Annotated in this window: 13 protein-coding genes, 4 tRNA genes, 3 rRNA genes and 1 pseudogene; 7 read left to right on the top strand and 14 right to left on the bottom strand. The window is 58.3% G+C overall.

Annotated elements, in window-relative coordinates:
* Nucleotides 1-169: 169 nt before the first annotated feature.
* Entirely contained in the window at nt 170-1810 is a 1641-nt protein-coding gene (gene pgm / locus VLL26_RS06640) for a phosphoglucomutase (alpha-D-glucose-1,6-bisphosphate-dependent) (RefSeq protein ID WP_342318346.1), read from the bottom strand.
* Between the two features lie 97 nt (nt 1811-1907).
* Here pgm and VLL26_RS06645 point away from each other — a divergent pair, with 97 nt between their 5' ends.
* The gene (locus tag VLL26_RS06645) at nt 1908-2231 is read left to right on the top strand and encodes a CrcB family protein (protein ID WP_342318347.1); all 324 of its coding nucleotides are present in this window, start codon (nt 1908-1910) and stop codon (nt 2229-2231) included.
* The gene (locus tag VLL26_RS06650) at nt 2228-2581 is read left to right on the top strand and encodes a fluoride efflux transporter FluC (protein WP_342318348.1); all 354 of its coding nucleotides are present in this window, start codon (nt 2228-2230) and stop codon (nt 2579-2581) included. Before VLL26_RS06645 ends, VLL26_RS06650 begins: the two co-directional genes overlap by 4 nt.
* 7 nt (nt 2582-2588) lie before the next feature.
* Here VLL26_RS06650 and VLL26_RS06655 read toward each other — a convergent pair whose 3' ends face one another.
* Nucleotides 2589-5144 (bottom strand): ABC transporter permease, encoded by a 2556-nt coding sequence (locus tag VLL26_RS06655; protein ID WP_342318349.1) that lies wholly within the window; start codon nt 5142-5144, stop codon nt 2589-2591.
* Nucleotides 5145-5148: 4 nt separating this feature from the next.
* Nucleotides 5149-5823: an ABC transporter ATP-binding protein gene (locus VLL26_RS06660; protein ID WP_425292256.1), complete on the bottom strand. Its 675-nt coding sequence runs from the start codon at nt 5821-5823 to the stop codon at nt 5149-5151.
* Here VLL26_RS06660 and VLL26_RS06665 point away from each other — a divergent pair.
* A protein-coding gene (locus VLL26_RS06665; RefSeq protein WP_342318167.1) for an IS3 family transposase occupies nt 5817-7057 on the top strand; the annotation gives its coding sequence in 2 pieces (ribosomal slippage) (nt 5817-6144 and nt 6144-7057; 1242 coding nt in all). The two genes, VLL26_RS06660 and VLL26_RS06665, sit on opposite strands and share 7 nt — an antisense overlap.
* A 31-nt stretch (nt 7058-7088) precedes the next feature.
* Here the strand turns inward: VLL26_RS06665 and VLL26_RS06670 are convergent.
* The 6 genes and pseudogenes from VLL26_RS06670 to ramA form a co-directional block, all read right to left on the bottom strand.
* Nucleotides 7089-7247: pseudogene (locus VLL26_RS06670) on the bottom strand (ABC transporter ATP-binding protein); the annotation flags it as partial.
* A gap of 152 nt (nt 7248-7399) precedes the next feature.
* Nucleotides 7400-7518 (bottom strand): 5S ribosomal RNA (gene rrf, locus VLL26_RS06675).
* Nucleotides 7519-7664: 146 nt separating this feature from the next.
* Nucleotides 7665-10759, bottom strand: a 23S ribosomal RNA gene (locus VLL26_RS06680).
* 364 nt (nt 10760-11123) lie between these two features.
* A 16S ribosomal RNA gene (locus VLL26_RS06685) occupies nt 11124-12648 on the bottom strand.
* Together the 16S, 23S and 5S rRNA genes form the textbook arrangement of a ribosomal RNA operon.
* A gap of 627 nt (nt 12649-13275) precedes the next feature.
* Entirely contained in the window at nt 13276-14526 is a 1251-nt protein-coding gene (gene murA / locus VLL26_RS06690) for a UDP-N-acetylglucosamine 1-carboxyvinyltransferase (RefSeq protein WP_342318351.1), read from the bottom strand.
* A gap of 24 nt (nt 14527-14550) precedes the next feature.
* Entirely contained in the window at nt 14551-15390 is an 840-nt protein-coding gene (ramA, locus tag VLL26_RS06695; RefSeq protein ID WP_342318352.1) for an acetate metabolism transcriptional regulator RamA, read from the bottom strand.
* Nucleotides 15391-15647: 257 nt separating this feature from the next.
* On the opposite strand from ramA, the gene cysK reads away from it, so the two are divergent.
* Both cysK and epsC read left to right on the top strand, forming a co-directional pair.
* Nucleotides 15648-16583 carry a cysteine synthase A gene (cysK, locus tag VLL26_RS06700; protein ID WP_342318353.1) on the top strand — a complete coding sequence of 312 codons (936 nt, stop codon included), beginning with the start codon at nt 15648-15650 and terminating at the stop codon, nt 16581-16583.
* 24 nt (nt 16584-16607) lie between these two features.
* Complete coding sequence (gene epsC, locus VLL26_RS06705) at nt 16608-17195, top strand: serine O-acetyltransferase EpsC (protein WP_342318354.1); 588 nt, start codon at nt 16608-16610, stop codon at nt 17193-17195.
* 82 nt (nt 17196-17277) lie between these two features.
* On the opposite strand, the gene VLL26_RS06710 is transcribed toward epsC, so the two are convergent.
* From VLL26_RS06710 to VLL26_RS06730, 5 genes are all read right to left on the bottom strand, one after another.
* The gene (locus VLL26_RS06710; RefSeq protein ID WP_342318355.1) at nt 17278-17562 is read right to left on the bottom strand and encodes a GNAT family N-acetyltransferase; all 285 of its coding nucleotides are present in this window, start codon (nt 17560-17562) and stop codon (nt 17278-17280) included.
* A gap of 128 nt (nt 17563-17690) precedes the next feature.
* A tRNA-Phe gene (locus tag VLL26_RS06715) sits at nt 17691-17763 on the bottom strand.
* 19 nt (nt 17764-17782) lie between these two features.
* A tRNA-Asp gene (locus VLL26_RS06720) sits at nt 17783-17856 on the bottom strand.
* A gap of 232 nt (nt 17857-18088) precedes the next feature.
* Nucleotides 18089-18162: transfer RNA gene (locus tag VLL26_RS06725), tRNA-Asp, on the bottom strand.
* A 46-nt stretch (nt 18163-18208) separates the two neighbouring features.
* A tRNA-Glu gene (locus tag VLL26_RS06730) sits at nt 18209-18281 on the bottom strand.
* A 124-nt stretch (nt 18282-18405) separates the two neighbouring features.
* Here VLL26_RS06730 and VLL26_RS06735 point away from each other — a divergent pair.
* Nucleotides 18406-18711, top strand: a complete 306-nt coding sequence (locus VLL26_RS06735) for a metal-sensitive transcriptional regulator (RefSeq protein ID WP_342318356.1) — start codon at nt 18406-18408, stop codon at nt 18709-18711.
* Nucleotides 18711-19292, top strand: a complete 582-nt coding sequence (locus VLL26_RS06740; protein WP_342318357.1) for a CG0192 family protein — start codon at nt 18711-18713, stop codon at nt 19290-19292. Before VLL26_RS06735 ends, VLL26_RS06740 begins: the two co-directional genes overlap by 1 nt.
* The last annotated feature ends 227 nt before the right edge of the window (nt 19293-19519 follow it).

Here is a 19519-nt window from a genome sequence, read left to right on the forward strand (position 1 = left end):
GAGAGGACATCGCCGATGACACTTTTCGTCGAGGTGGGTTCAGTGGGCGCGGCAGCGGCTGGGACCGTGTCAGGCCGATCATGCGTTGTTGTCACCTTGACAACCTTAGTCGAAGCCCGGGCTGGTGCTGCACGGAAGGCATTGTGGGGTTGCTCACTTTTGTTTTTGTTTAGGAACCGAGCACCTGCGATACCAGCGCCTGTGCTTCTTCCTGCACCTGGGCGAGGTGGTCTTGACCGAGGAAACTTTCGGCGTAGATTTTATTTTTGTCTTCGGTGCCCGACGGGCGTGCGGCGAACCAGGCGTTGTCGGTAATTACTTTCAGCCCGCCTATCGACGCCCCATTGCCCGGCGCCACAGTCATTTTAGCGGTGATTTTTTCGCCGGCGAGTTCTTCGGCGGTGATCTGCTCCGGTGAGAGCTTCTTCAACAAGGCTTTCTGCTCTCGGGTGGCGGCCGCATCGGTACGTGCGTAGGCGGGAGCCCCGAACTTTTCTGCTAGTTTCGCGTAGCGCTGCGAAGGTGTCTCGCCGGTGGTCGCTGTTATTTCGGCGGCGAGGAGGTCCATGATGATGCCGTCTTTGTCGGTGGACCACACGGTGCCGTTGGTGCGTAGGAAGGAAGCCCCGGCGGATTCTTCTCCGCCGAAGCCGATGGTGCCGTCGATAAGCCCTGGCACAAACCACTTAAAGCCGACTGGCACTTCAACAAGATCGCGGCCTAAAGAGGCAACGACGCGGTCAATCATCGATGAGGACACGAGTGTTTTGCCCACCGCGGTCGTGGCGGCCCAAGCTGGGCGGTGCGTGAGCAGGTATTCGATGGCTACAGCGAGGTAGTGGTTCGGGTTCATCAGCCCGGCATCCGGGGTGACTATGCCGTGGCGGTCCGCGTCGGCGTCGTTTCCGGTCGCGATGTCATATTTGTCGCGGTTGTGGACCAAAGAGGCCATGGAGTTCGGGCTGGAACAGTCCATGCGGATCTTTCCGTCGGTGTCGAGTGTCATAAACCGCCAGGTAGCGTCTACCTCGGGGTTGACCACCGTCAGGTTCAGGCCGTGGGTTTTTGCGATCGCACCCCAGTAGTCCACGCTGGCGCCGCCCATGGGGTCCGCGCCGATGCGCAGTCCGGATGCACGGATCGCCTCCATGTCCACCACGTTCGGCAGGTCAGCGACGTAAGACCCCATGAAATCAAATTTCTCGGCCCGCTCGTCGAGAACCCCCGAAACCGTGGTTCTCCTGACCCCTTCCAACCTCGCTTTGATGTACTTGTTGGCTTGAGCTGCGATCCAATCGGTCGCGTCCGTGTCGGCGGGCCCACCGTTGGGCGGGTTGTATTTAAAGCCGCCGTCGCGCGGCGGGTTGTGGGAGGGGGTGACCACGATGCCGTCGGCGCGGTGTGTTTGCTCGACGTTCGCGTTGTGGCGCACAATCGCGCAGGACACGGCCGGGGTCGGGGTGTAGCGCCCGGTGGCGTCGACAAGCACCGCCACCTCGTTGGCAATGAGCACCTCGAGCGCGGAAATCATCGCCGGTTCCGACAAGGCGTGGGTATCGCGGCCAATGTAGAGAGGCCCACTAATGCCCTGCGCGCGGCGATAATCCACAATCGCCTGGGTGGTGGCCCAGATGTGCGGCTGGTTGAAGGCATTGTCAAGGGAGCTACCGCGGTGACCGGAGGTGCCGAAGGCAACCTGTTGGTCGGGGTCCTCCGGGTCAATCTCGCGGGTGTAGTAAGCAGACACCACCTGCGCTATGTCGATTAGATCCTCCGGGCGGGCGGGTTGGCCGGCTCGTTCGTGTGCCATAGGGGGCGCTCCTTCTACCTGAGGTATGCGTTGTTTCCCCTCCCATCATTCCCGGCTTTGGCGGCGCGCGCACGGCTTCGACGTATAGTCACATTCCATGGTGACAGATGCACTGTTAGTCGGCGCCGGCGCCGCCCTCGGCGCAACTGCGCGTTTTGTGCTTGGCCTGCCGGCGGAGGGTGCCTCTTTAGCCCTCACGCTTGCGCTCAACATTGCCGGCTCTTTCGCAATGGGACTTTTCGTTCCAGGGAAATTCTGGGGCGCGGGATTTTTGGGTGGTTTTACGACCTTTTCTGCCGTGACGGTTGCCGCTGTCTCATCGACGGGCCCGCAAGCGGCCGCGCTGATCTTCGCCAGCTTCGCCACGTGCGTCGCCGGTTGGCTCGCCGGTGACGCCCTGCGGCAAGGGGCGAAGCGATGATGTGGTCGGTGTTTGTCGTCGCAGTCGGCGGTTTTCTGGGCGGTCTTGCTCGTTGGGCGTTGAGTTTTCTCAACACGAACCACCGCAATGCTGGGACGTGGGCGGCGAACGTGGTCGGATCTGCTGTGCTCGGCTTTACTATAGCTTTGCCTGGTGTTTTTCCGCTCTTTTTCGGCACTGGTTTCGCTGGCGCTTTGTCTACGTGGTCGACGTTGGCTGCAGAGCTTGGGCGAGACTTCAAGGCACGCCGGTGGCGGGTTGTGTTTGTTAACGCGGCGCTGAGCGCGGCGACCGGGGTTGGCGCCGCGGCTATCGGCGCCCGTTACGCGGCCCGCGCCTTCGGCGTTTGATGGTGTTTCATTCGGCGATCGCGTCGAGCGGTGGCGTCGCCGCCGCCTTGTGGGCTGGCCACAATGCGGCGAGGATTCCGACGAGGATGGAACCGGCCAACATAATGCCAAGCAGTGGCCACGGCACCACCACGACCTTGAGCCCTTGGCTTTCTAAAACCGTCAGGAAAGCCCAGCCCAGGCCGAGTCCGGTGAGGGTTCCGGTGAAGGCTCCGAAGGCGGCCATTTGCACCGATTCGAGAATGATCATGACCCGCACTTGTCTGCGGTGGGTTCCGACAGCGCGAAGCATCCCGATTTCTTGGCGCCGCTCAATGACCGACAAAGTCAAGGTGTTGACGATTCCCAGCACAGCGATGACGACCGCCAGCGACAGCAGCGCGTAGAGGATGCAGAGCATTTGGTCGATCATTGCGCTGACTTCGCCGTTCATCTCTTGGGCGGTTTTGACCTGCACGACGATCTCGTCGCGCACGGCGTTTTCGATCCCGCCGCGCAGCTTATCGACGTCCACACTGCCGTCACCGCGCACACCCGCAGCCTGGATGGTGAGGGCTGTTTCCGGCACCACTTTCAGTGCAGTCTCTTGCCCCAGCGCAACACCTTTGATGACGTCGGAGTCCGCGAATATTCCCCCGACGGTGACCTCAACCGATCCCGGTGACAATCCGGGAGCACCAACGGTCGCGGTGTCGCCAACTTTCCAGCCTTTTTCCTCAGCGACAAAGCGCGGCACGATGATCCGGTCTGCACTCAAATCGGATTCGCCCTCAAGCATTTCGATGGCGAAAAGTTCGGCTGGATTTCCGGAAAAGACCGGGGAAGCGCCGTAGGGGCCGAAGGTGTAGCTATATTCGCCGTCGACGGTTACCGGGGCCTCGCTGTAGGACACCACAGCCCCCACCCCGTCGACGGCGGCAACTTTCTCCAGCACGGAGGCGGGAACGGGGAAGGCTCCCATCTGCGGACCTGAGAGGACATAGTCGGCACTGACTTGGCTATCAACGATGTCTGAGACTGACTGCTTCATCGTTGCGCCCAGCATGCCAATTACCGTCACCAGCGCAATGCCAAGCATCAAGGCGAAAGCTGTGGCGCTGGTCCGTCTCGGGTTGCGGCGTGTGTTCGTTGATGCCAACTTGCCGACTGCCCCGAAAGGCGCCCCGATCACTCGCCCCACCGGCGGCACCACAGGAAGGCTAAGTGCCGGGCCCGCGAGGAACAACCCGCCGATAAGCGCGACAGCAGCCGCCCCGACCATTATCGCGCGATCACTTGTCGCACCGGTCGACCACCCCATGCCCGCCGCGGATGCGACAAGGCCAGCGACGATCAACACCGCCCCCGCCACCGTGCGCCCCCGTAACGGTTTAGGCGCCACAGTTTCACTTGCCCGCATCGCTTCCACCGGCTGAACCTGTCCCGCTTTACGCGCCGGCGCCCACGCCGAGGCCAGTGTCACAAGGACCCCGACAACCACTGGCACCACCACGGACTTCGCGGACAGGCCGAGCCCGCCCGTTGGCAAAGACATGTCGTTGGCGCTCATCACCGCTTTGATCACGGTGACAAGTCCCGCTCCGGCGCCCACACCCACAACGGATCCGACAAGGCCAACGATGAAGGCCTCCACGGACACCGAGCGAGTAATCTGGCCGCGGGATGCGCCCAGGGCGCGCAGAAGTGCGAATTCCTTCGTGCGCTGGGCCACGATCATAGAAAAGGTATTGGCAATCAGGAAGGTGCCCACCAGCAGGCCAACGAGGCCGAAGGCGATAAGGAAGTAGCTGACAAAGCTCAGGCCTTCCCGAATTTGCTCGGAGGCTTCCTCAGCAAGTGTCTCACCAGTCTCAATGGTGAGTTTGGGGTGGGATAAGCGGAGGGCGTCGACAAGCTGCTGCGGCGAAACCTCCCCCGCCGCGGCGACGCTTACCTGCGGCACTGTAGTTCCGTCCGTGTAGAACTCGGCGTAGGTCGTGGGCGTCGTTTCAAAAGACAGCGACATGGGTTGGGCGAGCCCATCATCGTAAAAACCGACGACGCGCACGTCGTGGCGCCCATGAGCATCCACAACGATAAGTTCCTCATCGAGCGAAACCGCATACTTTTCGGCGGCGTTGCCGTTGAGAAGCACCTCTCCGACAGCTAAGGGCGCACGGCCCTGCGTGATCTGCGGGGAGTTGCCCACCGACTCATCGGCGGGATAGTAAACGGAAATGCGCGAAACGCCCTGCCCTGTTTGGATTGCCTCTCCCGAAGAATCCGCAGCAACCACAACCGTTGCGCCTCCCTCGTTGACACGAGCAACCATGGGATCTCGCTCCACGACCGCGAGTGTTTCCCGCGTCACAGCCGTGCCGTCCGCGCCCGCCTGAATCACGGCATCAATGCTTTCGTAACGCGAGGCGACAGCCGAGTCGAAAGTACGCTCCAACATCGCAGTAAACATCAAGGAACCAGCGATAAAAGCTGTGCCGAGCACCACAGCGACGACTGTGAGAAACAAGCGCAGTTTGTGGGCGGCAATGTTGCGCATCGACACCTTGGTCATGGTGGAAGCCACGGCGCTAATCCTCAATTCCGGCCATCACACTAAGGATTGCCTCGATCGTAGGTTCCCGCATTTCATCAACGATCGCGCCGTCTCGCAAAAAGACCACCCTGTCGGCGTAGGACGCAGCGCGAGCATCGTGAGTGACAATGACGACAGTTTGCTTGTCGTGGTCCACCGCATGGCGGAGAATGTTAAGTACTTCGCGGCTCGCGTTCGAGTCCAGGTTACCGGTGGGTTCATCGCCAAAAATGATGTCGGGGCGACTAACCAAGGCTCGCGCGCAGGCGACGCGTTGCTGTTGGCCGCCGGAGAGCTCACTGGGGCGGTGGCTAAGCCTCGCGCTGAGCCCCAAGCGCTGCGTGACCTCGCGAAACCATTCATCATCAACTTTTTTGCCGGCAATGTTGGAAGGCAAAGTGATGTTCTCTGCTGCCGTGAGCGTAGGGACCAGATTAAAAGATTGAAAAATGAATCCGAGGCGGTCGCGGCGCAGAGCTGTAAGTTCTTTGTCGTTGAGCTCCGCAAGATTTGTTGCGCCGATGAAGGCGCAACCGGAGGTAGAAGAGTCCAGGCCGGCCATCGCGTGCATCAAAGTTGATTTACCTGAGCCTGGACCTGACCCCTTGGTGGTGGACACGCTGAAACCAGCATTTCGCTGGGGAAGTGAGGTACCTTTCCACCATGCCACGCAAGACCTACACCGAGCAGTTCAAGCGTGACGCAGTGACGTTGTACGAGTCGACCCCTGGAGCCACGATCAACGCGATCGCCTCCGATCTCGGGGTCAACCGCAACTCCCTGCGCACCTGGCTCGACGCCTTCGGCACCGGCACCAAAACCAACGCCAACGGTGAAAAAGTCGCCAGCCCGATCGCCGCAGCCAACAGCGAACGTACTCCTGCTCAAGGACTCTCCGATGCCGAACGCATCCGCATGCTGGAACGCGAAAACGCCACGCTACGGGAAGAACGAGAGATCCTGCGCAAGGCGGCCAAATATTTCGCGGAAGAGACGAACTGGTGAACCGCTTTCAGTTCGTTGATGACCACCGAGACTTCTACGAGGTCAAGCGGTTATGTGAGGTCCTGAAGATCAACCGGTCCTCCTACTACAAGTGGAAATCTGCTGCTCCTGCCCGCCGGCGACGCCTCGTCGCTGACGCGGCGCTGGGAGCGAGGATCAAGGCCGTGTTCACAGCTGAGAACGGCTGTTACGGGGCGAAACGCATCACAGCGGCCATCAACTCGGATCCGACCAGCGATGATCGCCTCAATCACAAGCGCACCGCCAGGCTGATGCGCCAGATGGAATTGTTCGGCTACACCAAGAAACGCCGCGTAAAGACCACGGTGTCTGCGAAACGCGCTCCGACGTTTCCGGATCTGCTCGCACGCCGTTTCACCGCGGAGAAACCAAACACGGTCTACGTCGGCGATATCACCTACCTCCCGATTGCAGATGGGTCGAATATGTACCTGGCGACGGTCATCGACTGCTACTCGCGGCAGTTGACCGGTTTCGCGATCGCCGTCCACATGCGTACGGAGTTAGTTGAAGAGGCTTTGATGATGGCTTACGGGATCCGTGGCGGGCTTGACGGAGCGATTTTCCACTCCGATCATGGCAGTGTATACACCTCTGATCGGTACCGAAGACTATGTGAACGTCTCGGTGTTACCCAATCGATGGGAGCAATTGGTACCAGCGCGGATAATTCTCTGGCGGAGTCGTTCAACGCCACGTTGAAACGGGAAGTCCTTCAAGATGCACCTGTTTTCGCCAGTCAGCTGGTGTGTCGCCGGGACGTGTTCCAATGGTGCAGTCGCTACAACACCAAACGCCTGCACTCGAGGTGCGGCTATCGTTCGCCGAACGCCTTTGAATCTTCCGAAACAGCTATACTCAAAACCGCATCTGATTAAAACTCCGTGTCCACTTTCCGGGGTTCAGACCCCCTGATGGCCCCATTATGGCTGTGAACTCCTGCGCGTCAAATTCAATGCTGACCCCATCGAGGGCCACCACTTGTGTGTCCGCTTGACCGTAGGTTTTGACGAGATCAACGGCCCGAGCCGCCGCTTTTCGACGCCCCTTCGAACCGTCACTGCCCATAGCATCTTCCTTTTCTGCCTTAGCCATTATCCCAGCATTGAGGCTACATGGCACACCAGATTCCAGGTACATCAAGCCAGCCCAAAGGGCCTTAAAATGCCTCAACCCCCCTTTTGGTGTGAAGGGGGGGTTGGGGTGTTGTGAAGTTGTTGGGTCGGCGGTAACTTACTCTCCCACATCCTTCCGGATGCAGTACCATCAGCGCGGGCGGGCTTAGCTTCCGGGTTCGGAATGGTGTCCGGGCGTTTCCCCGCCGCCATCAACCACCGACACATTTTGGGGATGTGTCCGTGCCTTTGTCGGGCAGTGGACCTTAATTGATTTATTGTTGTGGCTTATGTAGCAGACGTGGTGTGTCAGATACTGCATAGTGGACGCTTTTGGTGCATACAGAACTCTTCTTCGGTTGTGTTGTTGAGTTTTGCGTTGTTGGTGTATTAGTACCAGTCACCTCATGCACATTGCTGTGTGTCCAGATCTGGCCTATCAACCCACTGATCTCGTGGGAACCTCAAAAGAAACCTCATCTTGAAACGGGCTTCCCGCTTAGATGCTTTCAGCGGTTATCCCTTCCGTACGTAGCCAACCAGCCGTGCTCCTGGCGGAACAACTGGCACACCAGAGGTACGTCCGTCCCGGTCCTCTCGTACTAGGGACAGCCTTTCTCAAGTTTCTGCGCGCGCGGCGGATAGAGACCGAACTGTCTCACGACGTTCTGAACCCAGCTCGCGTGCCGCTTTAATGGGCGAACAGCCCAACCCTTGGGACCTACTCCAGCCCCAGGATGCGACGAGCCGACATCGAGGTGCCAAACCATCCCGTCGATATGGACTCTTGGGGAAGATCAGCCTGTTATCCCCGGGGTACCTTTTATCCGTTGAGCGACACCACATCCACAAGTAGGTGCCGGATCACTAGTCCCGACTTTCGTCCCTGCTCGACTTGTAGGTCTCGCAGTCAAGCTCCCTTGTGCACTTACACTCGCCACCTGATTGCCAACCAGGCTGAGGGAACCTTTGGGCGCCTCCGTTACTCTTTAGGAGGCAACCGCCCCAGTTAAACTACCCACCAGGCACTGTCCCCAACCCAGATCATGGGCCAAGGTTAAGGTATCCACTACGGTCAGAGTGGTATTTCAACAACGACTCCACAACCACTAGCGTGGCCGCTTCACAGTCTCCCACCTATCCTACACAAACCGCACCGAACACCAATACCAAGCTATAGTGAAGGTCCCGGGGTCTTCTCGTCCTGCCGCGCGAAACGAGCATCTTTACTCGTACTGCAATTTCACCGGGCCTGTGGTTGAGACAGCAGGGGAGTCGTTACGCCATTCGTGCAGGTCGGAACTTACCCGACAAGGAATTTCGCTACCTTAGGATGGTTATAGTTACCACCGCCGTTTACTGGGGCTTAAATTCTCCGCTTCGAACACAAAAGTGATCTAACAGGTCCTCTTAACCTTCCAGCACCGGGCAGGCGTCAGTCCGTATACATCAACGTAAAAGTCTTCGCACGGACCTGTGTTTTTGATAAACAGTCGCTCCCCTCTATTCTCTGCGCCCCACACCAGCTCACACACGTAAAGCATGATCACCAGCACAGGTCCCCCTTCTCCCGAAGTTACGGGGGCAATTTGCCGAGTTCCTTAACCACAGTTCACCCGACCGCCTTAGTATTCTCTACCTGACTACCTGTGTCGGTTTCGGGTACGGGCCATTGCCACACATCGCTAGAGGCTTTTCTCGACAGTCCAGGATCACCACCATCACCCCACCAAAGGGGCTACGCATCACGCCTCACACACAATGAACCCCGCATTTAACAAAGGTTCGTGCCACACGCTTGCACCGCAATCCAATAAACGGCGTGGCTACCTCACTGCGTCACCCCATCACTGACCTACTAAGCATCAGGCCCCACGCATCACCATCACCACACACTCAAAGAGCATGACAGCAACAGATCAGGGTGGTTAGTATCAACCATTCAGTCTTGGTCGCGTGACAACGGGTACGGGAATATCAACCCGTTAACCATCGACTACGCCTGTCGGCCTCGCCTTAGGACCCGACTCACCCTGGGAAGACGAACTTGACCCAGGAACCCTTAGTCATCCGGCGGATAAGATTCTCACTTATCACTCGTTACTCATGCCTGCATTCTCACTCGCGTGCAGTCCACAGCCCCTTACGATACTGCTTCACCCCACACACGACGCTCCCCTACCCAAACACACAAAAAGCATGCTTGCCGCGGCTTCGGCGGTGTACTTGAGCCCCACTACATTGTCGGCGCGAAACCACTCGACCAGTGAGCTATTACGCACTCTTTCAAGGATGGCTGCTTCTAAGCCAACCTCCTGGCTGTCTTCGCGATCCCACATCCTTTTCCACTTAGTACACCCTTAGGGGCCTTAACCGGCGATCTGGGCTGTTTCCCTCTCGACTATGAAGCTTATCCCCCACAGTCTCACTGCCATGCATCACTTACACCGGCATTCGGAGTTTGGCTGATGTTGCTAAGATGATAGTCCCGCTCAACCAACCAGTAGCTCTACCTCCGGCAAGCTAACATAACGCTGCACCTAAATGCATTTCGGGGAGAACCAGCTATCACGGAGTTTGATTGGCCTTTCACCCCTACCCACAGCTCATCCCCTCAGTTTTCAACCTAAGTGGGTTCGCGCCTCCACAACCTCTTACAGCTGCTTCACACTGGCCATGGGTAGATCACCCCGCTTCGGGTCCAGGACATGCCACTACAACACCCCATGAGGATTCGCTTTCGCTACGACTACCCCTTCACAAACGGGTTAACCTCGCGACATGCCGCTGACTCGCAGGCTCATTCTTCAAAAGGCACGCCATCACACACAAGAAGTGCTCTGACGGATTGTAAGCGCACGGTTTCAGGAACTATTTCACTCCCCTCCCGGGGTACTTTTCACCATTCCCTCACGGTACTACATCCACTATCGGTCACACTGAGTATTTAGGCTTACCGGGTGGTCCCGGCAGATTCACAGCAGATTCCACGAGCCCGCTGCTACTCGGGGCAACATGTCAACACAACAGCACAACGCCTTCACGTACAGGGGCTCTCACCCACTACGGCGCACCATCCCAGGCAACTTCCGCTAACGCACACTGCCATGCGCAGGCCTGACAGAACCCACACAACACATCCCCACAACCCCACATGCGCAACCCCTGTCAGGTATCACACACACATGGTTTAGCCTCATCCACTTTCGCTCGCCACTACTCACGGAATCACAATTGTTTTCTTCTCCTACGGGTACTGAGATGTTTCACTTCCCCGCGTCAACCCCCACACAGACTATGAATTCATCTGCGGGTCACACCACATAACCGGTGCGGGGTTTCCCCATTCGGACATCCTCGGATCAACGCTCAATTGGCAACTCCCCGAGGCTTAACGCAGCCTTTCACGTCCTTCATCGGCCCAGCATACCAAGGCATCCACCGTACGCCCTTACACACACAAAACACACACCCACACAAAGCAGGCATGCACACAAACAAAGAATAAAGATGCTCGCGTCCACTATACAGTTCTCACACACCACACCCACACCCACACACACAACCACAACGACCATGCACACAGACGAAGCCACAAGGAACAACACGCATGCCATCCCAGACACCCAACAGCGCACCAACCCAAACACAAAAGCCTGCATCCACAATCACGCCCACCTAGCTGCAACCACACCCACACACACCAACATGCAGGGAATGCGCATCCACCCGGACACACGCAACCATTTACACACAACGATGGCAGCACCACACACGGACACTCAACCACCAACACCCCACAACTGCGAGGCACAAAAAAACTCCTTAGAAAGGAGGTGATCCAGCCGCACCTTCCGGTACGGCTACCTTGTTACGACTTCGTCCCAATCGCCGATCCCACCTTCGACAGCTCCCTAACAAGTTTAGGCCACTGGCTTCGGGTGTTACCAACTTTCATGACGTGACGGGCGGTGTGTACAAGGCCCGGGAACGTATTCACCGCAGCGTTGCTGATCTGCGATTACTAGCGACTCCGACTTCATGGGGTCGAGTTGCAGACCCCAATCCGAACTACGACCGGCTTTCAGCGATTAGCTCATCCTCACGAACTCGCGCACGCGCTGTACCGACCATTGTAGCATGTGTGAAGCCCTGGACATAAGGGGCATGATGATTTGACGTCGTCCCCACCTTCCTCCGAGTTAACCCCGGCAGTCTCTCATGAGTCCCCACCACAACATGCTGGCAACATAAGACAAGGGTTGCGCTCGTTGCGGGACTTAACCCAACATCTCACGACACGAGCTGACGACAACCATGCACCACCTGTACACCAGCCACAAAGGGAAAGACCATCTCTGGCCCGAACCGGTGTATGTCAAGCCCAGGTAAGGTTCTTCGCGTTGCATCGAATTAATCCACATGCTCCGCCGCTTGTGCGGGCCCCCGTCAATTCCTTTGAGTTTTAGCCTTGCGGCCGTACTCCCCAGGCGGGGCGCTTAATGCGTTAGCTACGGCACGAACCCCGTGGAAGGGACTCACACCTAGCGCCCACCGTTTACGGCATGGACTACCAGGGTATCTAATCCTGTTCGCTACCCATGCTTTCGCTCCTCAGCGTCAGTTACTGCCCAGAGACCTGCCTTCGCCATCGGTGTTCCTCCTGATATCTGCGCATTTCACCGCTACACCAGGAATTCCAGTCTCCCCTACAGCACTCAAGTTATGCCCGTATCGCCTGCAGTCCCACAGTTAAGCCATGGACTTACACAAACGACGCGACAAACCACCTACGAGCTCTTTACGCCCAGTAATTCCGGACAACGCTCGCACCCTACGTATTACCGCGGCTGCTGGCACGTAGTTAGCCGGTGCTTCTTATCCAGGTACCGTCACTTACAAAAGCTTCGTCCCTGACGAAAGGAGTTTACAACCCGAAGGCCTTCATCCCCCACGCGGCGTCGCTGCATCAGGCTTGCGCCCATTGTGCAATATTCCCCACTGCTGCCTCCCGTAGGAGTCTGGGCCGTATCTCAGTCCCAATGTGGCCGTACACCCTCTCAGGCCGGCTACCCGTCGACGCCTTGGTAGGCCATTACCCCACCAACAAGCTGATAGGCCGCGAGCTCATCCCATACCGCAAAAGCTTTCCACCAACACACCTACATGCCGGTCCTATCCAGTATTAGACCCAGTTTCCCAGGCTTATCCCGAAGTACAGGGCAGATCACCCACGTGTTACTCACCCGTTCGCCACTCGAGTACCAGCGCAAGCACTGGCCTTTCCGTTCGACTTGCATGTGTTAAGCACGCCGCCAGCGTTCATCCTGAGCCAGGATCAAACTCTCCACAAAAAAGTTTCAACACAAAAGCGAAACAGGCCGTGAAAAGCCCAAAACCCAACAAAAAACAAACCAACCACCACACACAACATGCGATGAACTGGCAATCCAAAAATTACTGCAACCAACCCCCACACCCGACGGGGCACAACAGGAGATTGGCAAAAAATAGTTCACAGCGAAACATTCATCCACCATGCACCACGCAAAAACGTCACGTGAAGCAGCATCCAATCATTGGTTCAGACACCACCCACCGGCACGCACCCCCACCACCCACAAAGAGCAGCCAGGCACACACGGCACACAACCAAACAAACACAACCATGAACACAAACAAAAAATGCTTGAATTGGCACACTATCGAGTTCTCAAACAACACACGCACACCCCCACACCCAACCCACACACAGGCCAAGCATGAAAAGCGGCTTGAACAACACTACACAACCACACCCACCAAGTCAAAACCCGGCACAAGTGCATCAAAACTCGATTGCTTCATGTCACGCCAACAATCGTTTTCCTAACCGCCTAACACACCAACCCTAAACAGCTAGCGGGGCGTTGTCGGTCTTGCTGACACGACATAAAGCTACACACCCCCACCAACAACACCAAATCCCCAGCTCAAAGCGGCTATACCCGGCGAATGTCGGCGCCAAGTTCCGTGAAGTTTTCCACGAACTTTGGATATCCGCGGTCGATATGGAACACATCATGGACCCTGGTGGCGCCATCAGCGACGAGACCAGCGAGAACTAACCCGGCACCGGCTCGAATGTCGGAGGCCCACACATCCGTCGAGGAGAGGTGGTCAATACCGCGCAAAACGACGTGGTGGCCGTCGACGGTCGCGTCGGCCCCGAGGCGCAACATCTCGTCGACAAAGCGGAAGCGTGCCTCGAAAACATTTTCAGTAATGACGGAGACGCCCTCGGCAATCGCAGCAATACCGATCGCCATGGGCTGCAGGTCTGTCGGAAAACCCGGGAACGGAAGGGTTTGGTAATCGACGGCTTTCGGGCGGCCGTCAATGCGCACACGGAAACCGTTGTCGTAGGTCTCTACATCCGCGCCCGAGACTTTCAGCTTCGACAGCGCCAGGTGGAGGTGGCGCGGAGCGATGCCGGAAACCGTCACGTCGCCGCGGGTCATCGCCGCCGCATAGGCCCAGGTGCCTGCGACAATGCGGTCGCCTACGACGGTGTGTTCAGTGGGCGAAAGGCGCTCGACGCCGTCGATAGTCAGCGAGGACGTGCCGGCTCCTGAGATGCGCGCGCCCATCGAGTTGAGCATGTCGCACAGGTCCACGATCTCTGGTTCGCGGGCGGCGTTGTCTAGCACTGTTCGCCCTTCGGCCAAAACTGCGGCGGTAACGATGTTTTCGGTAGCACCTACTGAAGGAAAGTCCAGTTTGATTTTCGCGCCCACTAGCTTCTCGGCCCGCGCAACCACCGCACCGTGCTCGATATGCGTGGTGGCCCCGAGTTGTTCCAGGCCGGCTTGGTGCATGTCGAGGGGCCGCGAGCCGATGGCGTCACCGCCCGGCAAAGCGAGGAAAGCCTCCCCCGTGCGTGCGACGAGGGGACCAAGCACAGCTACCGACGCCCGGAACTGGCGCACCGCCTCAAAGTCGGCGTGCGGGGAAACATAGGCCGGTGTAGTAATCCTCACGACCGAGCCGTCGATCTCCACTTCGCAGCCGAGGCCAACGAGCACGTCGCACATGAGGGGAACATCGAGAATTTCGGGGCAGTTATGCAGCGTCGTTGTGCCCTCCGCAAGCAAGGCCGCCGCCATGAGTTTAAGCACACTGTTTTTCGCGCCGTCTACCTTGACAACACCCTCGAGACGCGCACCGCCGTGGACAAGAAAAACTTCCTTCACGCCGCCCACACTACCCAAGCCCGCTTAAGGCAGGGCTCCGATTCGGCGGGCCGCGTTGACCGCTTCGTAGCGGGTGTGTGCCCCAAGTTTGCGCATCACGCTGCGCAGATAAGACTTAACCGTCTCCGCACCAATCCCCATCTCCTCAGCGGCTTCGACGTTGGTATGCCCGAGTGCCACACACGACAAAACATCAAGCTCCCGGGCAGACAGCTTGGTGGTTTGCTTGATGCGCACCGGGGAGACCATTTGGTCGCACAGTTGCTCAAGCTCCTTTCGCACCGATTCGTCCGCGACACGGTTAGCCAGCATCCGCAGCTTCGAGTGGGTGGAGCGGACCTGCTCCCACTCGGCGCCGTTCATTACCCGTCCGGTTTTGGCGGCAACTTTGCCGCCATCGGAGCGTCGTAAAGCGGAATTGATGGCGAGGTCCTGCTCGAGCGTGCGCGCTGTCATCGTAACCTCCTCGATGACCTTATCGCCGAGACGAACTGGTGAATGGACGCCGACGTAGAGCACGCCCCGGATCTCGCGCTGGACGATCACGGGCACCGCCACGATGGAGTGCAGGCCTTCGTCTTGGATCTCCCGGTCGTACTCGTGCGAGATGACGTTGGCGCGTGTGTAGTCGGAGATGCCGACGGCACGGCGGGTGGCTACCACGCGCCCACCAACGCCTGCACCTGGTTCAATGACTAGATTCTGCAGCGCCGGGGTGCGCAACCCGATCCATTGGGTGATTTGCAGGCGGTTGTCGGCAAGCAGGGTGCCGTACATTGCGACAGGGATTCCTGTTGCTGTTTTCAACGCTGTCAGCGCCGCCCTGATGGCGTCGTCGTCATCCCTGACTGTCTGCGCGTCCATGATCGATCCTCACGCTTTCCACCCCAATGGGTGTCCCCACTGGGGGGACCTTTGGGCACTGCACTTGACTACAAACACTGCACATCATATCGCGCAAACGGGGGTGGCCAAATTTGCCCCCGCCTCCCACGCCCCAACCATAGACCGTTCTGTCTACAGTTGACGTACTATCCTGTTCGAACGGTGGGTGTACACTCGCGGGTGCAAATAAATTCGTGTGCACACAATCCCGGCACCCCAAAACGAAAGGAAAAACCATGGCTAACATCGCCCGCAACGTCCTCGAACTCGTTGGCAACACCCCCCTCGTCGAACTTCACGACATCACCCGCAACTCCAAAGCCCGCATCCTGGCCAAGCTGGAGTTCTACAACCCCGCCAACTCCGTCAAGGACCGCATTGGCAAAGCCATCGTCGAAGCTGCCGAAGCCTCAGGCGAACTACAACCCGGCGGCACCATCGTCGAAGCCACCTCCGGCAACACCGGCATCGCCCTCGCCCTCGCTGGCGCCGCCAAGGGCTACAAAGTCATCCTCACCATGCCCGAAACCATGTCCACCGAACGCCGCGTCATCCTGCGCGCTCTCGGCGCCGAAATCGTGCTCACCCCCGGATCAGCCGGCATGAAAGGCGCCGTGGAGAAGGCCAACGAGATCATCGCAGAAAACGACAACGCGATCCTCGCCCGCCAATTCGAAAACCAAGCCAACCCCCAGATGCACTATAAAACCACCGGCCCCGAACTGTGGAAAGACACCGACGGCAACATCGACATTCTTGTCGCGGGCGTGGGCACCGGCGGCACCATCTCGGGCGCTGGCAAATACCTCAAGGAGCAAAACCCGGACATTAAACTCGTCGCCGTCGAACCAGCGGCCTCTCCCCTATTGTCCAAGGGCGAAGCTGGACCGCACAAAATCCAAGGCCTCGGCGCGAACTTCGTACCAGGCACGCTAGACCGCGCGCTTATCGACGAGGTGATCACCGTCACCAACGAGGACGCCGTCTCCACCTCCCGCGACCTGGCCCGCCAGGAAGGCATCCTAGGCGGCATCTCCACCGGCGCCAACCTCAAAGCCGCACTCGAACTGGCCAACCGCCCAGAAAACGAAGGCAAGACTATCGTCTTCGTGGTCTGCGACTTCGGCGAGCGCTACGTCTCCACCATCCTCTACGAGGACATCCGCGACTAGGTCACGTTGCTAGACTCGGCCACCATGTGGAAGATCATTCAGATGGTCCGCGAGGACTTGCACAATGCACGTGAGCACGACCCGGCCGCGCGAGGTGACATTGAAAACGCGATCGTCTACTCCGGCCTGCACGCCATCTGGATGCACCGTGTTTGCCACTGGATGTGGAAACGGGAATGGAAAGGGCCCGCCCGCATCCTCGCCCAAATTAACCGTTTCCTCACCGGCATTGAGATTCACCCTGGGGCGCAGATCGGGCGGCGTTTCTTTATCGACCACGGGATGGGCATCGTCATCGGTGAGACTGCTGAAATCGGTGACGGCGTCATGCTTTACCACGGCGTGACCCTTGGCGGACAGGTGCTGACCCAAACCAAGCGCCACCCCACCATCGGCGACAACGTCACCATCGGCGCCGGCGCCAAAGTGCTCGGCCCCGTTACCATCGGCGCTAACTCCGCCATAGGCGCCAACGCAGTAGTGACCAAGTCGATCCCGGAAAACTCAATCGCGGTGGGCATTCCCGCCCGCTTCCGCGAGCGCAAACACAACGAAACCAAGCACCTCGTCGACCCGGATAAGTACTTCAACGCAGGCAGCTACCAGATCTAGCTGCCCCACGCGAACAGAAACAAAAGACCTGTTCCTCTCCCGCGCGGGAAAGGAACAGGTCTTTGGATTTTCTCTCGAGCTCTTAGGCGACGAGATCCTGATACTCAGGGTTTTTCTTGATAAAGCCGGAAACCGCCGGGCACAGAGGGTTGACCTTCAGTCCGTCCGAGCGGACATCGTCAAGCGCAAACTGGATCAGCGGCTTGGACAAACCCTGGCCACGGAACTTATTGTCCACCACAGTATGGGGAAGCGTGCGGATATTGCCACCGTCCTCGTACACCGAGAAACCGGCTACTTCGCCGTCGACGAGGATCTCGTACTGTTGCTTTTCCTCGTTCTTGACCAGCTCAAAATTATCGGCCATGGTGCATCCTTTCTTGTGCCGTGTTTAACTGCCTTCAGCTTAGTGAAGGCGAAAGTTGTTGACAACCCCACAACTTAGTTTCAGACACACCAAAGCCCTCCCCGGCAAAACCAGGAAGGGCTTAACTGTGGCCAGAGCCAGGATCGAACTGGCGACCCCACACTTTTCAGGCGTGTGCTCTACCGACTGAGCTATCTGGCCAGAACAACAAAGTGTTCTGCGACCCTGACGGGACTTGAACCCGCGACCTCCGCCGTGACAGGGCGGCGCGCTAACCAACTGCGCCACAGGGCCATATTTTCTTGACGCGCAACCCACAGCCAAAGATTCAGACCGCTTCTCGCACGAGTTGATACTCTACACAGGCCGTCCGAAGGTCTACAAATCGCCAGTTCAAACTGGTTTTTTAAAAGGTCCGGGCCACCGCGGCGGCGGCAGCTCGACAAAACCTACATCCGCCGCGCACCCACGGAAACGAAAACCCCGAGACGCCATCTGGCATCTCGGGGCTGTCACTAATATGGTGCGACCCTGACGGGACTTGAACCCGCGACCTCCGCCGTGACAGGGCGGCGCGCTAACCAACTGCGCCACAGGGCCATATTCTGTTGTTGGCTCCGATCTACAAAACTATGTGGATCGTGCGTACCCCCAACGGGATTCGAACCCGTGCCGCCGCCGTGAAAGGGCGGTGTCCTAGGCCGCTAGACGATGGGGGCCCACCTTTTGAGAAGCGTTGCGCTCTCAAGCAGCCCGCTTATCATAAGCCAGAAAGGCCACAACCCACAAACCGCCCCTGACCCAGCGGCTTGCACGCCTCTGACCTGCGCTAAAGTTTCACCCATGACGGAGTACCAGCACGGTTACACACCGGAGCGCGAGCGCTATATCGCCCGACTCAACCGCGTTGAGGGGCAAGTGCGCGGCCTCGTGCGGATGATCAGCGAAGATCAGTACTGCATTGACATCTTGACCCAGATCGCGGCGATCAATTCCGCGTTGGAAAACGTCGGCCTCGCGCTTCTCGACGACCACCTGAAGCACTGCGTCACCGGCGCCATGAACGACGGCGGCAGCGGCGACGAGGAAGCGCTCAACGCTAAGGTAGAAGAAGCAATGCAAGCTATTAAACGGATGGTGAAGAGCTGATGGCCACTGCAGAAATCTACGATGCCGATCTCAACCCGACGAAAGACGAAGTCGCGGCCAAGTATTCCAAGATCACTAAGGTGAAAGGCTCCTACCGTGCTGTCGACCCCGACGACGTAGTAGGGATTGAAGTTCTGGTCGGCAATGACGGCGACGGCAACCTTTGCCAGTTAGGGCTCAGCTATCGCCCTGCCAACCGCGGGCTTGATACCGAGCTGCTGCGGATGCAACACTCCGAGCTTGGCGAGCGTTCGGTCGCCTACCTCACCGACGACGCCGTAGCAGTGCGTGAATTGATCAGGATGATCGTCACTGGAGACAAAGGCGCCGACTATAACAACGGGGAACCGATTTTTCTTGTCAAAGGCAACGGTAAAACCCCGGACACTTCCGTAGACAACGTCCTCATCGACGAATCCAACGGCTGGACTTCTATCGGCACCGTCGACATTGATGGTGAGCCGCACCGCTACCAACTGCGCCTAACCAAGCGCATCCACGGACAAACCTGTGACGACGACGAGCTTGCCTTGGAACGCGAGGACGGGGCCACCCTAGTGCGCCTCGAAGTGTGGCGCTAGCTTTTCCTCCCCTCAGCAAACCCACTTTATCTCGGTGAGGACTAGGCAGATTCCTTGTCTCAGGATGCCTGCGAAAACCCTGGAGCGACTATCTGCGTCGCAGATAGTCGCTCCAGGGCCTTAGTGTTTTTGCTGTCCATTGATGAGCTGTCCCGGGCTTTGTTTCCAGGCGTTGGCCCTGTTTTTCCTTTTCTTAAGTCTGCCCCTGGATCGAAAACTCGGCGTCG

It is taken from the genome of Corynebacterium sp. BD556, assembly GCF_038452275.1.
Classification (GTDB): Bacteria; Actinomycetota; Actinomycetes; order Mycobacteriales; family Mycobacteriaceae; genus Corynebacterium; species Corynebacterium mayonis.

Bases quoted from the DNA above. Each gene is read 5' to 3' on its own strand.
- cysK (WP_342318353.1), top strand. From the start codon at position 15,648: ATGGCTAACATCGCCCGCAACGTCCTCGAACTCGTTGGCAACACCCCC.
- VLL26_RS06710 (WP_342318355.1), bottom strand. From the start codon at position 17,562: ATGGCCGATAATTTTGAGCTGGTCAAGAACGAGGAAAAGCAACAGTAC.
- VLL26_RS06650 (WP_342318348.1), top strand. From the start codon at position 2,228: ATGATGTGGTCGGTGTTTGTCGTCGCAGTCGGCGGTTTTCTGGGCGGT.
- ramA (WP_342318352.1), bottom strand. From the start codon at position 15,390: ATGGACGCGCAGACAGTCAGGGATGACGACGACGCCATCAGGGCGGCG.
- VLL26_RS06740 (WP_342318357.1), top strand. From the start codon at position 18,711: ATGGCCACTGCAGAAATCTACGATGCCGATCTCAACCCGACGAAAGAC.
- epsC (WP_342318354.1), top strand. From the start codon at position 16,608: ATGTGGAAGATCATTCAGATGGTCCGCGAGGACTTGCACAATGCACGT.
- VLL26_RS06645 (WP_342318347.1), top strand. From the start codon at position 1,908: ATGGTGACAGATGCACTGTTAGTCGGCGCCGGCGCCGCCCTCGGCGCA.
- VLL26_RS06735 (WP_342318356.1), top strand. From the start codon at position 18,406: ATGACGGAGTACCAGCACGGTTACACACCGGAGCGCGAGCGCTATATC.
- pgm (WP_342318346.1), bottom strand. From the start codon at position 1,810: ATGGCACACGAACGAGCCGGCCAACCCGCCCGCCCGGAGGATCTAATC.